Origin of the sequence: Klebsiella sp. X1-16S-Nf21 (assembly GCF_002837615.1) — a bacterium.
Lineage (GTDB): Bacteria > Pseudomonadota > Gammaproteobacteria > Enterobacterales > Enterobacteriaceae > Klebsiella > Klebsiella variicola.
Window position 1 is genome coordinate 1 of record NZ_PJDK01000099.1, and the last position, 15800, is coordinate 15800.

The window sequence follows — 15800 nt, forward strand, 5'->3', positions numbered from 1 at the left end:
GCTGCGCGCCATGGGTATTTCACGGTAGTGGCCACCTGTGGCAACGATCCAGAAACGGAAGAGCGCGCCACGCAATCTCTGTTAGACCGCCGGGTGGACGGCCTGATCCTTTCCACCTGCCGCCTGGGCGATCGCCTGCCCCAGCAGCTACGGGAAAAACAGATCAACCATGTTCTGGCGCTACGTACCGACGGTATAAGTCCATCGGCCATTGGTGATGACGAACTGGGGGGTTATCTGGCGACCCGCCATTTACTGGATTTAGGGCACCGGGAAATCGGCATCATTGCCGGGCCGAATTTTTCATCAAGCACCTTAAACCGGCAAAAGGGTTTCCTGCGTGCCATGCAGGAAGCGCAGGCCGAGGTGAATCCCCAGTGGTGGCGAGATTCCGATTTTACCATTGTGGCCGGTGAAAACGCCGGTTATGAAATACTGAATAGTCCTGCGCGCCCCAGCGCCATTTTCGCCGTCAATGATGACCTGGCGATCGGCGTGATGGCGGCGGCACATCGACTCGGACTGGAGATAGGCCGAGACGTTTCTCTGGTGGGTTATAACGACATTCCTTTGGTCAGCCGTCTGCCGATCCCCTTAACCTCGGTAAAAACGCCGCTTGATCAGCTTGCCAGCCATGCTGTCGAATTACTGTTAAGCAACCATGCGGAAAATCCCCAGCGCTATTCTCTGCCGACGCTGATCCCGCGCGCTTCCACGCGGCCTTATCGCTAAGCGGCGAAGGTTCCCGGCCCAAAGGGTGTGACAGGGCCGGGGCAGTATTTAATATTATGCCAGCTAATGTTATCAGATATTGATTCTTGCTCGTCAGGGGGAGGTTATAGCGTAAACGTCATGCCAATACGATACCGTGATTCTGAGATTTTATTTTGGCCGTTATGGTAGCCCTGTTTCCCGAGATAATCATATTCGATATAGGGACTAAACCAGTCATTCCATTTATAGCGTAGCGTTAGCGCATTTTCTGTCGCCGAAGACTTATCATTTTTATACTTATAGTCGTCATTGACGTGGCGATAGACCGTGCCTTGATATAAGGCGCTCCATTGTGCATTAAATTTATAGGCAACATATAAATCCAGACGATTGACGCTATCCCAATGCGACTCACCGGCACTATTGACCGTTTCATAAGTGTTGTAGTCATAGCGATAACGCAGCCCAAAGGTAAGGTCGGGCGTGGCTTTATAATTAACGCGCAGATAAGGCCGTAGCTGAGTGCCTTTGCTGCTCCAGTGATAGATGCCGCCAGGCTGCAAGGCCCATTTTTCAGCGAATGGCCAGCTATAGTTAGCCTCTATTTCATTATAATCGACCGTGCTGTCGCCAAAGGAGTGGGAACCATCAGCTCTGTCGGTACCCTGGTTGCCCTGATGGTTATTTTTGTTGTTTTTGTTATCCATCTCCATACTCGCCCACCAGCCTGTTTCCCACCCCTGGCTGACCTTATAGCGGGACTCGTAAGAGTGGCTTCCCGCCCGATATCCTCCCCTGACATCAAAGGTCAGCGCGTGGCCTGCTGCAGGAATGCCAAGAACGCAACACATAATAAAAGCGGTTTTTGTACGCATATTTTATCCCTAAAATTAATCATCTCGAAATAAAACGGAAAAGAATATGACCGTATCTATATATTTTACAAATCAATATGAAATCGTTTGCAGTATCGTTTTCAATTACAGATATATTTCTATTACTAAATACGAATGGTCAAGACGGTAAAAATACCGATGCTATTCTCATCACAAATTTTCATCCGTTATTATCATGGCAGGTGAATTTCTGTGATCGACTCCGCTCCCTTTATTAGCCGATCATCACCTTCCCTTTCACCTGCAGCGAGTCGCTCTTGTTGTGGTAAATAACCGGCGCGCGCCTGTCATCATAAGTACGCGTTTACGCTGACGCGTGGCGGAGAGATAACCGCGTAATTAACAATGATTAATCAATGCTCTGGCGATTTTGCTGACTGTTACGCTATACTACCTTCTGAAATTGCCAGCCCACGCCTGTGGGCGGGTGTTCAAGTAGCTTCCTTATAGTTCGATCAACTTCCCTTCCGAGGATCTGACCTCAACGGTCAGAAAAGATATGTTAAACAGTATTTTAGTAATACTCTGTCTGATAGCCGTCAGTGCCTTTTTTTCGATATCGGAAATCTCACTGGCCGCCTCACGTAAAATCAAACTGAAACTGCTGGCCGATGAAGGCAACGTCAACGCACAGCGCGTGCTGAAGATGCAGGAGAACCCGGGCACCTTCTTTACCGTCGTGCAAATCGGCCTCAATGCCGTCGCCATTCTTGGCGGTATCGTGGGCGACGCGGCCTTCTCCCCGGCATTTCATAGCCTGCTCAGCGGGTATATGTCGCCGGAGCTGTCCGAGCAGCTGAGCTTCATCATCTCTTTTACCCTGGTCACCAGCTTGTTCATCCTGTTTGCTGACCTGACTCCGAAACGCATCGGTATGATTGCGCCCGAAACCGTGGCTCTGCGCATCATCAACCCGATGCGCTTCTGCCTGTTAGTCTTCCGCCCGCTGGTGTGGTTGTTTAACGGCATGGCCAACATGATCTTCCGCATCTTCAAACTGCCGATGGTGCGTAAAGACGATATTACTTCCGACGATATCTATGCCGTCGTTGAAGCCGGCGCGCTGGCCGGGGTGCTGCGCAAGCAGGAGCACGAGCTGATTGAGAACGTGTTCGAGCTGGAGTCCCGTACCGTTCCTTCCTCCATGACCTCGCGCGAAAACGTCATTTGGTTTGATTTACACGAAGACGAGCAGAGCCTGAAGAATAAAGTGGCCGAACATCCACACTCGAAATTCCTCGTCTGTAATGAAGATATCGACCACATTATCGGTTACGTCGATTCAAAAGATCTGCTGAACCGCGTACTGGCCAACCAGAGCCTGGTGCTGACCGGCGGCGTGCAGATCCGCAACACGCTGATCGTGCCGGATACCCTGACGCTGTCAGAAGCGCTGGAAAGCTTCAAAACCGCCGGCGAAGATTTCGCGGTGATCATGAATGAATACGCGCTGGTCGTCGGGATCATCACCCTCAACGACGTCATGACCACCCTGATGGGCGACCTCGTCGGCCAGGGGCTGGAAGAGCAGATTGTCGCCCGCGATGAAAACTCGTGGCTGATCGATGGCGGTACGCCGATTGATGACGTGATGCGTGTGCTGGATATCGACGAGTTCCCGCAGTCCGGGAATTACGAAACCATCGGCGGCTTTATGATGTTTATGCTGCGTAAAATCCCCAAACGCACCGACGCGGTGAAGTTCTCCGGGTATAAGTTTGAGGTCGTGGATATCGATAACTACCGGATCGACCAGCTGCTGGTGACCCGTATCGATAACAAGCCAACGGTGCTGGTGCCCAAGCAGGCCGAAGCGGCGGAAAGCCAGAACGCCTGAGCGTAACCCTTGCTCTATTTTCAGGGCGGATAACCATCCGCCCTTTTTTTATGTCCCGAATGTGAAGCGGCTCACGCCCCTCTGCCGATAGCAGATTACTCCTGCTCGATAGCGGAACGTTCATGACTCCTCGTCGCGCAAAAAGGTAACGTTGCTCGCGTCTACACGATCATATTCCTGAATAAAGGAAGCGAGGGTTACCATGATAATGTCAAATAAAAATTACTTTATCAGCTGTCTGTTTTTCCTGTTCTTCTTTATAGGCTGGGGATGCTGCTACCCCTATTTATCACTGTGGTTAACGGAAACCATCGGCATCAATTATACGGACGTCGGTCTGGTCTATTCCTTTACCGCTATTGTCGCCGTCTGCGTTCAGCCGTTATTCGGCTTCATCTCCGATAAACTGGTATATCGTAAAAATCTGATGTGGATGCTGGCGATTATAATCACGTTATTCGCCCCTTATTGGATCTATGTCTTTGCTCCCCTGTTAAAAATAAATGTGTTCCTCGGCGCGCTGGCTGGCGGCCTTTATATTGGCATGGCCTACGGCGCAGGCTGCGGGGTTTGCGAAGCCTACATTGATAAAGTCAGCCGCGCCTCCGGTTTCGAATTTGGCCGGGCGCGGATGTTCGGCGGCATCGGCGCCGCGATCGGCACCTTTGCGGCAGGAAAACTCTACGGCATTGATCAGAATATGATTTTCTGGTTGGCCAGCGGCGCAGGCGTCTGCCTGCTGGTCATTGTCTGGAAAATGCAGATCAGCGCCCACCCGCAGCAGGGATTGCTGTCTGGCAAAGCCTCGCCGGTTACCCTCCGCGATGCCGTCTCGCTGTTAAAAATTAAAAAATTCTGGTTCTTCGCCCTCTATGTCATTGGCGTCGGGGCGGTCTATGAAACCTATGACCAGCAGTTCGCTATCTATTACAGCCATTTCTTTGAGAGTAAAGCCCGGGGTGCAGAAGTCTTCGGTTATTTAACCACGGGTCAGATTTTCCTTGATGCCATCGTGATGTTCTTTGCGCCATGGTTTGTGAATAAAATCGGCCCGAAAAATGCGCTGTTATACTGCGGGCTGATTATGAGCTTGCGCATTATCGGCTCCGCATGGGCTATTGGCCCGGTATCCATCAGCCTGATTAAACTCCTCCACGGCTTTGAAAGCTCGGTGCTCCTCGTCGCGGCGCTAAAATATATTACCGCTAACTTTAACCCTCTGCTGTCAGCGACCGTTTACTTAATTGGCTTCCAGTTTTCGAAAAGCTTTAGCTCTATTTTTCTCTCGACCGGTATCGGCCATATGTACCAGAGCATGGGCTTTACCAGCAGTTATATCGTACTCGGCGGTATCGCTCTGTGCTTCACGCTCATTTCTTTTATTACGCTGGATAAAGCGCGTGTCTTCGCTTCACAACCGGTGCCCGCGAATTAATGTCAGGAGGTAGTGTGTATGTCTCATTTATTTTATGGCGTGGCGTATTACGATGAATATATGCCGGAAGATCGGCTGGCTAAGGATATCGCCTTAATGCGCGAAACCGGCATTAACGTGGTGCGTATTGCCGAGTCCACCTGGAGTACGCTGGAGCCTGAAGAGGGCCAGTACAATTTCTACCATATCGACCGGGTGCTGGAGGCGATGCATGAGGCCGGCATTGCGGTCATCGTCGGGACGCCGACCTATGCGGTACCGGCCTGGCTGGCGGCGAAACATCCCGATATTCTGGTCACCACCGTCGCGGGGCAGCAAAAATATGGCCCGCGGCAGATCATGGATATCGTCAATCCGACCTTTCGCCGCTATGCCGAAAAAATTATCCGCACGCTGATGGCCCATGTGCAACATCATCCGGCGATTATCGGCTGGCAACTGGATAACGAAACCAAGCATTACGACAATATTGGCCGCTATATGCAGGAGGGCTTCGTGCGCAGCCTGCAGGAGAAATATCCTGACCTCCGGCAGCTGAATCGCGATTTCGGCCTGGATTACTGGAGCAACCGCATTGACCGCTGGCAGGATTTTCCGCCGGTGGAAAACACCATCAACGCCAGCCTCGCCTGCGCCTTCTCCCGCTATCAGCGTCAGCAGGTCACCGAGTATCTGGCCTGGCAGGCGGCCATCGTTCGGGAATACGCCCAGCCGCACCAGTTCGTCACCCACAACTTCGATTTCGAATGGCGCGGTTACTCTTACGGCGTGCAGCCGCGGGTCGACCATTTTGCGGCGGCGCAGGCGCTGGATATCGCCGGCGTCGATATCTATCACCCGAGCCAGGCGCACCTGACCGGGCGGGAAATCGCCTTTGGCGGCGCCATCACCCGCTCGCTTAAGCCGGGTCAGAACTACTTCGTACTGGAAACCCAGGCTCAGGGCTTCGCCCAGTGGACCCCCTTCCCGGGCCAGCTACGCCTGCAGGCATTCAGCCATATCGCCTCCGGCGCCGCCATGGTCTCCTACTGGCACTGGCATTCGATTCATAACGCCTTCGAAACCTACTGGAAGGGGCTGCTCAGCCACGACTTCTCGCGCAACCCAACCTGGCAGGAAGCCACCACCATCGGCGCCGATTTCGCCCGCCTGTCGCCGCAGCTGGCGGAGCTGAAGGCCGAAAATGACGTCGCGTTGCTAATAAGCAATGAGGCGATGGACGCCCTCAATCACTTCCGTCCCGGCGATGCCGAGGGCAACATTTATAACGATATCTTCCGCCGCTTCCACGATGCGCTGTATGACCACAATATCAGCCTCGACATCATCCACGATGTGAACGAGGAAACCTCGCGCTACCGGGTACTGATCGTTCCTGGTCTGTACGCCGCCGATGATGGCCTGCTAACACGGATTAACGACTATATCGCCCGGGGCGGCAGAGCGCTGATCGGCTTTAAATCAGGCTTTAGCGATGAAAATGTCAAGGTGCGCAACAGCGCGCAGCCGGGGATTTTGCGCCAGAGCTGCGGCGTCAGCTACAGCCAGTTCACCCTGCCGGAAGGGACGACGGTAAGCTCATGCTGCGCAGAGATTGATTGCCGCAATGATAATCAGGCTGAGCTGTGGATGGAATTGCTGACGCCCGATGGCGGAACCCGCACACTGCTGCGCTATCAGCATCCGGCATGGGGCGAATACGCCGCCGCAACGGCGGCGGATTACGGTCAGGGACGCGCCCTGTACGTTGGCTTCCTGCCGCACAAGCGCCTGATTAGCCAGCTGTTTGATGTCCTGACGGCGGATCTCACGCTGAACTCGCGAACTTCCGCCTATCGCTATCCGTTAGTGGTTAAAAAGATGCGTAACCGAGCCGGAAATACTATCCACTTCCTGTTCAATTACTCCGGCGAGGCGCTGGATGTTGTCAGCGAGACCGCGGGTACCGCGCTGCTGAGCGGGGAGGCTGTAGACGTCGGCCAGCCGTTGCGCCTCAGGGCCTGGGAATTTACTATCATCGAAAGCTAACGACGCGGCGGCGCCCAGGTGGGAGAAAGAATGGAACTGGATATCAATGAGCTACTCAATTTCTCGCCATTGATGAAGACCTTTACCTTCAATGCCTGGGTCGTCGCAGGCTTCACGCCGATTACCCGCGGCTCCACGCTGGACTACTACATTAATCGCCCGCAGGGGATGAAAGGTTACATCATTAATCTGACCCTGCGCGGCCAGGCGCGGGCGAAAGCGGGCGATGGCTTCCTGCTGTGCCGGGAAAACGATCTGTTGCTGTTTCCTCCCGGCGTGCCCCATCATTACGGCAGGGACGAACACAGCGAGTACTGGGACCATCTGTGGATCTACTTTATCCCCCGCCCCTACTGGATAGACTGGCTAAAGTGGGACCAAACCACCCACGGTATCGGCAAAACAACCATTAACGATCCCGACCAGCTCCAGCAGCTGCGCGATCTTTTCTACGAAGTAATACGCCACCACTCTGCGTCCGTACCGCTGTCAGAAGCGCTGGCAATGAACGCGCTGGAGAGATTAATTCTCCGCTGTTTTCAGCAGCAGCCCATTAGCAACCGCCATGCCCACGACCCACGGATTAACGCCATCTGCGACTATCTTAACGCCCATATTGCGCAGGAGGTAAAAATCGAGACCCTGGCGGCGATGGTGTTTATCTCCCCTTCACGTCTGGCGCACCTTTTCAAAAATGAACTGGGGCAAACGGTCTATGCGTGGCGGGAAACGCAGCGCATCAACCGCGCCAGGTGGCTTATTCAGAGCACCTCGCTCCCACTAAACAAAATTGCTTTATCGGTGGGTTACAGCGATCCGGTCTATTTCACCCGCCTTTTTCGTAAACATAACGGCATCCCACCGGGCGAATATCGCAAACGCTATGCGGAAATGAAGGGCTGAAAACATCAACGGCTCCCATCGGGAGCCGTCTTTTACCTACTACGTACTGCTACGTTTCAGGTTATGCCATCTCAGTTTGCAGACGCAACACCTGACGATTGACTTCGGACATCACTGACAGATGCAGCTTGTCCTTGACCTTCGGGATAAGGATTTTGCCCTTATCAAATTCAAATGCGCCAACGTCCTTGATGTACAACCGTCCACGAAACAGGATCTTCACGTACTTCGCCACTTGCAGCGGATTGTAGCGTTGGAAAATTTTCATTCTTCTCTCCTGCCAGGGTTACGCTCCTGTGGTGCCACAGTTAGCCCACGTATCGGGAGCGCAAATTTTAATGCCCTAAAACTATAGTCCAGAATCTCAGAGGGACCCAGTGTGTATAAGTTTATTTACCGTTTGATGACAATAATTCAGAATTTTCGTTTCGGACATACGATGAAGTAAGTATAAGTCGCCGTTTTTCTACTAATTTGTGCGTCAACACGCAAACTGGCATCCTCATTGCGGGTAATCGCCGCCAATCGCACTTATGATTAAACGAGACCAAGTGGTCGGATCACCTGCATAAAAATGATTAAGGATTACGCATGACCCTACGTAGCATACTGGCCGCCTCGTTACTGCTTCTCCCGCTGCTGGCCACAGCGCATAACTTCGTCGACGGCCAGCGTGTGGCGCCGGTCGGCGTCGCGGATCGGGGAGAACTCATTCTGGATAAGGATAAGTTTAGCTATAAAAACTGGAACAGCTCGCAGCTGGTGGGCAAAGTGCGAGTTATCCAGCACATTGCCGGTCGCTCGTCAGCCAAAGAGAAAAATGCCAACCTGATCGAGGCGATTAAAGCGGCAGGTTTCCCGCACGATCGTTACCAGACTACCACCATCGTTAACACCGACGATGCCATTCCGGGCACCGGCATGTTCGTGCGCAACGGCATTGAGAGTAATAAAAAGCTTTTTCCATGGTCGCAGTTTATCGTCGACAGCAACGGGCTGGTGCGTAAAGCCTGGCAACTGGACGAGAAGAGTTCCGCGATCGTGGTGCTGGATAAGGACGGGCGCGTAAAGTGGGCCAAAGACGGTGCGCTGACCCAGCAGGAGGTGCAGCAGGTCATCGACCTGCTGCATAAATTGCTTAATAAATAGAGACCCGGAAGCCGGGGTTGAGGAAGGATTCACGCGGCGTGTAGTCGAGGGTTTTGCCCTGCCAGTCGTGAACATGCGCCCCGGCGGCCACCGCGACCGCGTGGCCGGCGGCAGTGTCCCAGGTGCTGGTCGGCCCGAAGCGCGGATAGAGCTGGGCCTGGCCTTCCGCCACCAGGCAGAACTTCAGCGAAGATCCGATAGAAGTGGTTTGATGCTCGCCCAGTTGCTCAAGATACTCCTGCAGCTCCGGATCGTTACCGTGAGAGCGACTGATCACCACCAGCGGCGGACGGGCATCGCGGACCTGGATCTGCTTGCGCACCCCGCACTCTTCTTTCCACGCTTTGCCTTTTTCCGCGCTGTACATCACCTTCATCACCGGCGCATAAACCACGCCCAGTGTCGGCTTGCCGTTTTCGATCAGCGCGATATTGACGGTGAATTCGCCGTTACGCTTAATAAACTCTTTGGTGCCGTCCAGCGGGTCGACCAGCCAGTAGCGCTGCCAGTGCTGACGTACCTCCCAGGCCGGCGGGTCCTCCTCGGAAAGAACCGGGGTGTCAGGATCCAGCGCTTTCAGACCGCTGATGATGACGTTGTGCGCTGCGATATCCGCCGCCGTGACCGGAGAATCATCTTTCTTGCTGGCGACGTTGATCGGCTGGTTTCCATCGTAGACTTCCATGATGGCATCGCCCGCGTTCCGTGCAAGCTGACATACTTGTTCTAACATTCTCCACCTCGTCTGGTTACAGTGGCGTTAACTCGTTGTTTTATTTATATCGCATCACCGCGAGTTCCGCTATCTGTGATAACGATGGCGGTTTCTCTGCCCGCTTTTCTGGCAAGATTCACATTTCTGTAAGCAACAGAATATAAATACATTTTCTACTGTGCTATCGCTCATAAAAAAAGGACGCCTCTGATGATTAAGTTTAGCGCAACGCTCCTGGCCACGCTGATCGCCGCCAGCGTCAACGCCGCGACGGTCGACCTGCGGATCATGGAAACCACCGATCTGCACAGCAATATGATGGACTTTGACTATTACAAAGATGCCGCCACGGAGAAATTCGGCCTGGTCCGTACCGCCACCCTGATCGAACAGGCGCGGGCAGAAGCGAAAAACAGCGTGCTGGTGGATAACGGGGATGTTATCCAGGGGAGCCCGTTAGGCGACTACATGGCCGCGAAAGGGTTGAAAGAAGGCGATGTGCATCCGGTGTATAAGGCGATGAATACCCTGAATTACGCCGTCGGCAACCTGGGCAACCATGAATTCAATTATGGCCTCGACTTCCTGCATAAGGCGCTGGCCGGGGCGAAATTCCCCTACGTGAACGCCAATATCATCGATGCCAAAACTGGCAAACCGATGTTTACGCCGTACCTGATCCAGGATACCCGGGTCGTGGACAGCGATGGTCAACCCCATACTCTGCGCATCGGCTATATCGGTTTTGTGCCGCCGCAGATCATGACCTGGGATAAAGCCAATCTCAGCGGTAAAGTGACGGTCAACGACATTACCGAAACCGCGCGCAAATATATCCCGGAGATACGGGCGAAAGGGGCTGATGTGGTGGTCGTGGTCGCGCACTCCGGCCTCTCCGCCGACCCGTATCAGGCGATGGCCGAAAACTCGGTCTACTACTTAAGCCAGGTGCCCGGCGTGGACGCCATTATGTTCGGCCATGCCCACGCGGTGTTCCCGGGTAAAGACTTCGCCAACATCAAAGGCGCGGATATCGCCAAAGGGACGCTGAACGGCGTACCGGCGGTGATGCCGGGAATGTGGGGCGATCATCTCGGGGTGGTTGATCTGGTGCTGAACAACGACAGCGGCAAATGGCAGGTAACTCAGAATAGAGCGGAAGCGCGGCCAATCTATGACGCGGTGGCGAAGAAATCGCTGGCGGCCGAAGACGGCAAGCTGGTGGCGGTGCTGAAAGCCGACCACGACGCCACTCGCGAATTCGTCAGCAAGCCGATCGGCAAGTCCGCCGACAACATGTACAGCTATCTGGCGCTGGTGCAGGACGACCCGACGGTGCAGGTGGTCAACATGGCGCAGAAAGCCTATGTAGAACACTATATTCAGGGCGACCCGGATCTGGCGAAGCTGCCGGTGCTCTCCGCCGCCGCGCCGTTTAAAGTCGGCGGACGTAAAAACGATCCGGCGAGCTTTGTCGAAGTGGAGAAAGGTCAGCTCACCTTCCGCAATGCCGCCGACCTCTATCTCTACCCCAACACCCTGGTGGTGATGAAGGTCAGCGGGAAAGAGGTCAAGGAGTGGCTGGAGTGCTCCGCCGGACAGTTTAACCAGATCGATCCCGCCAGCAGCAAGCCGCAGTCGCTGATCAACTGGGACGGCTTCCGCACCTATAACTTCGACGTCATTGACGGGGTGAACTACCAGATTGACGTCACCCAGCCGGCCCGCTACGACGGCGAATGTCAGATGATCCATCCGCAGGCAGAGCGTATTAAGCACCTGACCTTTAACGGTAAACCTGTCGATCCGCAGGCCACTTTCCTGGTCGCGACCAATAACTATCGCGCTTACGGCGGCAAATTCGCCGGCACCGGTGAGAGCCATATCGCCTTTGCCTCACCGGATGAAAACCGTTCAGTGCTGGCGGCGTGGATAGGCGCGCAATCGAAGAAGGATGGCGCGATCCATCCGGCGGCGGATAACAACTGGCGTCTGGCGCCGATCCACAGCAACACGCCGTTGGATATTCGTTTTGAGACCTCGCCAGGCGACAAAGCCGCGGCGTTTATCAAAGAGAAAGCACAGTATCCAATGCGCCAGGTGGCCACCGATGATATCGGCTTCGCCATTTATCAGCTGGATTTGAGCAAGTAATGCCTGTTCCCCGATGGCGCTGCGCTTACCGGGGCTACAAACCGGGGCTGACGGGTAGCCCGGATAAGGCGCCAGCCGCTATCCGGGTACATCTCCCCGGTGGCGCTGCGCTTACCGGGGCTACAAACCGGGGCTGGCTGGTAGCCCGGATAAGACGCCAGCCGCTATCCGGGTACATCTCCCCGGCGGCGCTGCGCTTACCGGGGCTACAAACCGGGGCTGACGGGTAGCCCGGATAAGGCGCCTGCCGCTATCCGGGAATATCTCCCCGGTGGCGCTGCGCTTACCGTGGCTACCAACCGGGGCTGACGGGTAGCCCGGATAAGGCGCCAGCCGTTATCCGGGAATATCTCCCCGGTGGCGCTGCGCTTACCGGGGCTACAAACCGGAGCTGACGGGTAGCCCGGATAAGGCGCCAGCCGTTATCCGGGTACATCTCCCCGGTGGCGCTGCGCTTACCGGGGCTACAAACCGGGGCTGACGGGTAGCCAGGATAAGGCGCCAGCCGCTATCCGGGTACATCTCCCCGGTGGCGCTGCGCTTACCGGGGCTACAAACCGGGGCTGACGGGTAGCCCGGATAAGGCGCCAGCCGCTATCCGGGTACATCTCCCCGGTGGCGTTGCGCTTACCGGGGCTACAAACCGGGGCTGGCTGGTAGCCCGGATAAGACGCCAGCCGCTATCCGGGAATATCTCCCCGGTGGCGGGGCTACAGGGAGTGATACATTTTCACTCCCCGTGGTTAGCCAACACCGCAGGCAGATTGCTCTCGATCCAGTCCGCCAGCGCCGCCACTTTCTCGCTCACCTGCAGGCCGAGCGGCGTCAGGCTATATTCAACGTGTGGCGGTACCACCGGATAAGAGACGCGGTCGATAAAACCATCCTGCTCCAGGGCCTGCAGCGACTGCGCCAGCATCTTTTCGCTGACCCCGCCCATTTTGCGGCGCAGATCGCTGAAGCGATGGGTCCCCTCGCGCAGCGCCACCAGAATCAACACGCCCCAGCGACTGGTGACATGTTTAAGCACATCGCGCGACGGGCACTGTTCCGCAAACAGGTTGCCGTTGCGCAGTTTCTCGCTCAGCGTCGGTTCGGCCATTTTCACACTTACCTTTTTGTACGTACTTACTAAAAGTTAGCTAAGGTGTTAGCTTACCACAACTGCCACTAAACACGAAGGAGAAGTCCCATGATCGCCCTTACCGGTGCCACCGGCCAGCTTGGCCACTACGTTCTGCAAGACCTGTTAAAAACCGTCCCTGCCAGCCAGATTGTGGCGATTGTCCGCAACCCGGCCAAAGCCCAGTCCCTCAGCCAGCAGGGCGTGGTTGTCCGTCAGGCCGACTATAGCGACGAAGCGGCACTGACCGCCGCGCTGCAGGGCGTGGATAAACTGCTGTTAATCTCCTCCAGCGAAGTCGGTCAGCGCGCCGTTCAGCACCGCAACGTCATCAACGCCGCCAAAGCCGCTGGGGTGACATTCATCGCCTACACCAGCCTGCTGCACGCCGACACCTCGCCGCTGGGCCTGGCCGCAGAGCATATTGAAACCGAGCAGATGCTGGCCGATTCTGGTATCGCTTACGCCCTGCTGCGCAATGGCTGGTATACCGAAAACTATCTGGCCAGCGCACCGCCGGCGCTGGAGCATGGCGTGTTTATCGGCGCCGCTGGCGAGGGTAAAATTGCCTCCGCCACCCGCGCGGATTATGCCGCTGCTGCCGCCCGCGTTATCGCCGGTGAAGGCCATGAAGGGAAGATTTACGAACTGGCGGGTGATAACGCCTGGACGCTGAGCGACCTGGCTGCTGAGCTGAGCACGCAAAGCGGAAAAAACGTGGTTTACCAGAACCTCAGCGAAGCCGATTTCGCCGCCGCGCTGAAAAGCGTCGGTCTGCCGGCGGGTCTGGCGGATATGCTGGCGGATTCCGATGTCGGCGCGTCGAAAGGCGGGCTGTTTGACGACAGCCGCACCCTGAGTACGCTGATCGGCCGTCCGACCACCTTCCTTGCTGAAAGCGTGAAAGGCATTCTGTAACCACCCCTGTCAGCTTTTGCGGTTGCGTCCCGGCGGTTCCTCTCTCATATTGAAGGGATAACCGTCGGGAGGCAGGCATGCAGGGCGTACCACCCCAATTTAGTGATGAAAAAGACCGCGCGCGCTTTCGCCATCTCGAAAAGCTGCCCGGGGTGGAGCTTTACCACGCCCATATCTCTCGCTACGCCTTTGAACCCCATACCCACGAAGCCTTCGGCATCGGCGTGATTGAGCAAGGCGCTGAACGCTTTCGCTACCGCGGCAGCCAGCATATCGCCGCCGCGAACGCCATTGTCACCATGAATCCCGACGAGCTGCATACCGGCGAAGCGGAAACCGCTGACGGCTGGCGCTACCGGATGATTTATCTGGAGCCGGACCGTCTGGAAGCCATCACCGGGGTGCGCGACTGGTGGTTCAGCGAGGTGGTCCGCGAGGATCCCCTGCGTTCCCGACAGATTGGCCAGCTGATTTATGGCCTGTGGCATAGCGACGATCCGCTGGCCCAGCAGGGACTGCTGCTCGACCTCATCGACGCCTTCCGCCCTCTGGCCCACCATGCCTCTGCGCAGGGTGAGGCCGGGCATCGCTTCGACCGGGTGCGCGACTACCTGCACGATAACTATATGCGCCCCATCACCCTCGACGAGCTAGCGCAGGTGGCGGCGCTTAGCCCATACCACTTTCAGCGCCAGTTTAAAGCCCACTATCACGTGACGCCCCATCAGATGCTGATGGCCATCCGTCTGTGGCGCGCCAAAGCGTTTCTCACCCACGGCATGCCCGCCGCCGAAGTGGCAATAGCCGTCGGCCTCACCGACCAGTCCCACCTGACCCGCGCCTTCACCCTGCGTTACGGTATTACGCCGGTGCGCTATCAGAAGCAGGTCGCCAGGCGCTAATGCGCAATCTCATACAATATTCCTGCCCGGCCCCCTTCTACACTACAGACAACTGTGATGACAACGGATGCAATGATGATTAGTGGTGTGCTGTACGCCCTGCTGGCGGGGCTGATGTGGGGATTAATTTTTGTCGGACCTTTGCTGGTGCCAGAGTATCCGGCGATGCTGCAGTCAATGGGACGCTATCTGGCGCTGGGCCTCATCGCCCTGCCGCTGGCGTGGCTCGGACGCGCGCGTTTGCGCCAGCTGAGCCGGAACGACTGGTGGACCGCGCTGGGCCTGACGATGATGGGGAATCTTATCTATTACGTCTGCCTGGCCAGCGCTATTCAGCGCACCGGGGCGCCGGTCTCCACCATGATTATCGGCACGCTGCCGGTGGTATTGCCGGTGTTCGCCAATCTGCTCTACAGCCAGCGCGACGGGAAGCTGCCGTGGCGGCGCCTGTTTCCGGCGCTGGTCTGCATCGCCGTCGGCCTGATCTGCGTTAACGTCGCAGAACTGCGCCAGGGGCTGCCTGATTTTAGCCCGTGGCGCTACGGCTCCGGCATCGCGCTGGCGCTGGGATCGGTGGCCTGCTGGGCCTGGTATGCCCTGCGCAACGCCCGCTGGTTGCGGGAAAATCCGCATCAGCCGCCGATGATGTGGGCTACCGCTCAGGCACTGGTCACGCTTCCGGTTTCGCTGGCCGGCTATCTCGCCGCCTGCGCCTGGCTGCACGGCCAGCAGGCCGGGTTTCCCCTGCCCTTCGGCCCGCGCCCGGCGGTGTTCATTACGCTGATGCTGGCCATCGCGGTGCTCTGCTCATGGGTCGGCGCGCTGTGCTGGAATATCGCCAGCCAGCGGCTGCCGACGGTGATCCTCGGGCCGCTGATCGTCTTCGAAACTCTGGCCGGGCTGCTGTATACCTTCCTGCTGCGGCAAAGTTTACCGCCGCTGCTGACCCTGAGCGGGATCCTGTTGCTGGTGCTCGGCGTGGTCTCCGCCGTACGCGCCAGACCGGAAAAACCGATGCTGCAGCCG

The 15800-nt window shown here is 56.3% G+C and carries 14 protein-coding genes; 10 read left to right on the top strand and 4 right to left on the bottom strand.

Annotated features, from left to right (window positions below; genetic code table 11):
* The coding region (locus CW267_RS27190; RefSeq protein WP_101148679.1) for a substrate-binding domain-containing protein at nt 1-732 on the top strand (732 nt) is incomplete at its 5' end.
* 104 nt (nt 733-836) lie between these two features.
* Here the strand turns inward: CW267_RS27190 and CW267_RS27195 are convergent.
* Nucleotides 837-1589 (bottom strand): oligogalacturonate-specific porin KdgM family protein, encoded by a 753-nt coding sequence (locus CW267_RS27195; protein ID WP_100781442.1) that lies wholly within the window; start codon nt 1587-1589, stop codon nt 837-839.
* Nucleotides 1590-2109: 520 nt separating this feature from the next.
* Between CW267_RS27195 and CW267_RS27200 the strand changes: the two genes are divergently transcribed.
* The 4 genes from CW267_RS27200 (at nt 2110) to araC (ending at nt 7813) form a co-directional block, all read left to right on the top strand.
* Nucleotides 2110-3447 carry a hemolysin family protein gene (locus CW267_RS27200; RefSeq protein WP_008807158.1) on the top strand — a complete coding sequence of 446 codons (1338 nt, stop codon included), beginning with the start codon at nt 2110-2112 and terminating at the stop codon, nt 3445-3447.
* Between the two features lie 202 nt (nt 3448-3649).
* Nucleotides 3650-4882 (top strand): oligosaccharide MFS transporter, encoded by a 1233-nt coding sequence (locus tag CW267_RS27205; protein ID WP_012543096.1) that lies wholly within the window; start codon nt 3650-3652, stop codon nt 4880-4882.
* 18 nt (nt 4883-4900) lie between these two features.
* Nucleotides 4901-6910, top strand: a complete 2010-nt coding sequence (locus CW267_RS27210; RefSeq protein WP_012543097.1) for a beta-galactosidase — start codon at nt 4901-4903, stop codon at nt 6908-6910.
* Between the two features lie 30 nt (nt 6911-6940).
* Nucleotides 6941-7813, top strand: a complete 873-nt coding sequence (araC, locus tag CW267_RS27215; RefSeq protein ID WP_004178353.1) for an arabinose operon transcriptional regulator AraC — start codon at nt 6941-6943, stop codon at nt 7811-7813.
* Nucleotides 7814-7874: 61 nt separating this feature from the next.
* On the opposite strand, the gene CW267_RS27220 is transcribed toward araC, so the two are convergent.
* Nucleotides 7875-8081 (bottom strand): DUF1107 domain-containing protein, encoded by a 207-nt coding sequence (locus tag CW267_RS27220; protein ID WP_002886707.1) that lies wholly within the window; start codon nt 8079-8081, stop codon nt 7875-7877.
* 323 nt (nt 8082-8404) lie between these two features.
* On the opposite strand from CW267_RS27220, the gene CW267_RS27225 reads away from it, so the two are divergent.
* Nucleotides 8405-8962, top strand: coding sequence for a YtfJ family protein (locus tag CW267_RS27225; RefSeq protein ID WP_100781441.1), 558 nt, complete (start codon nt 8405-8407; stop codon nt 8960-8962).
* Here CW267_RS27225 and cysQ read toward each other — a convergent pair.
* A complete protein-coding gene (gene cysQ / locus CW267_RS27230) occupies nt 8952-9695 on the bottom strand; it encodes a 3'(2'),5'-bisphosphate nucleotidase CysQ (RefSeq protein WP_012543098.1) in 744 nt (247 codons plus the stop codon). The two genes, CW267_RS27225 and cysQ, sit on opposite strands and share 11 nt — an antisense overlap.
* A gap of 192 nt (nt 9696-9887) precedes the next feature.
* Here cysQ and cpdB point away from each other — a divergent pair, with 192 nt between their 5' ends.
* On the top strand, nt 9888-11831 hold the full coding sequence (gene cpdB / locus CW267_RS27235) for a 2',3'-cyclic-nucleotide 2'-phosphodiesterase (protein WP_049139572.1): 1944 nt from the start codon (nt 9888-9890) through the stop codon (nt 11829-11831).
* Nucleotides 11832-12561: 730 nt separating this feature from the next.
* Here the strand turns inward: cpdB and CW267_RS27240 are convergent.
* Nucleotides 12562-12933, bottom strand: a complete 372-nt coding sequence (locus tag CW267_RS27240; protein WP_012543100.1) for a winged helix-turn-helix transcriptional regulator — start codon at nt 12931-12933, stop codon at nt 12562-12564.
* A gap of 90 nt (nt 12934-13023) precedes the next feature.
* Here CW267_RS27240 and CW267_RS27245 point away from each other — a divergent pair, with 90 nt between their 5' ends.
* From CW267_RS27245 to CW267_RS27255, 3 genes are all read left to right on the top strand, one after another.
* A complete protein-coding gene (locus CW267_RS27245; protein ID WP_100781635.1) occupies nt 13024-13872 on the top strand; it encodes an SDR family oxidoreductase in 849 nt (282 codons plus the stop codon).
* Nucleotides 13873-13949: 77 nt separating this feature from the next.
* On the top strand, nt 13950-14774 hold the full coding sequence (locus CW267_RS27250) for an AraC family transcriptional regulator (protein WP_100781636.1): 825 nt from the start codon (nt 13950-13952) through the stop codon (nt 14772-14774).
* 75 nt (nt 14775-14849) lie between these two features.
* The coding region (locus tag CW267_RS27255) for a DMT family transporter (protein WP_165787475.1) at nt 14850-15800 on the top strand (951 nt) is incomplete at its 3' end.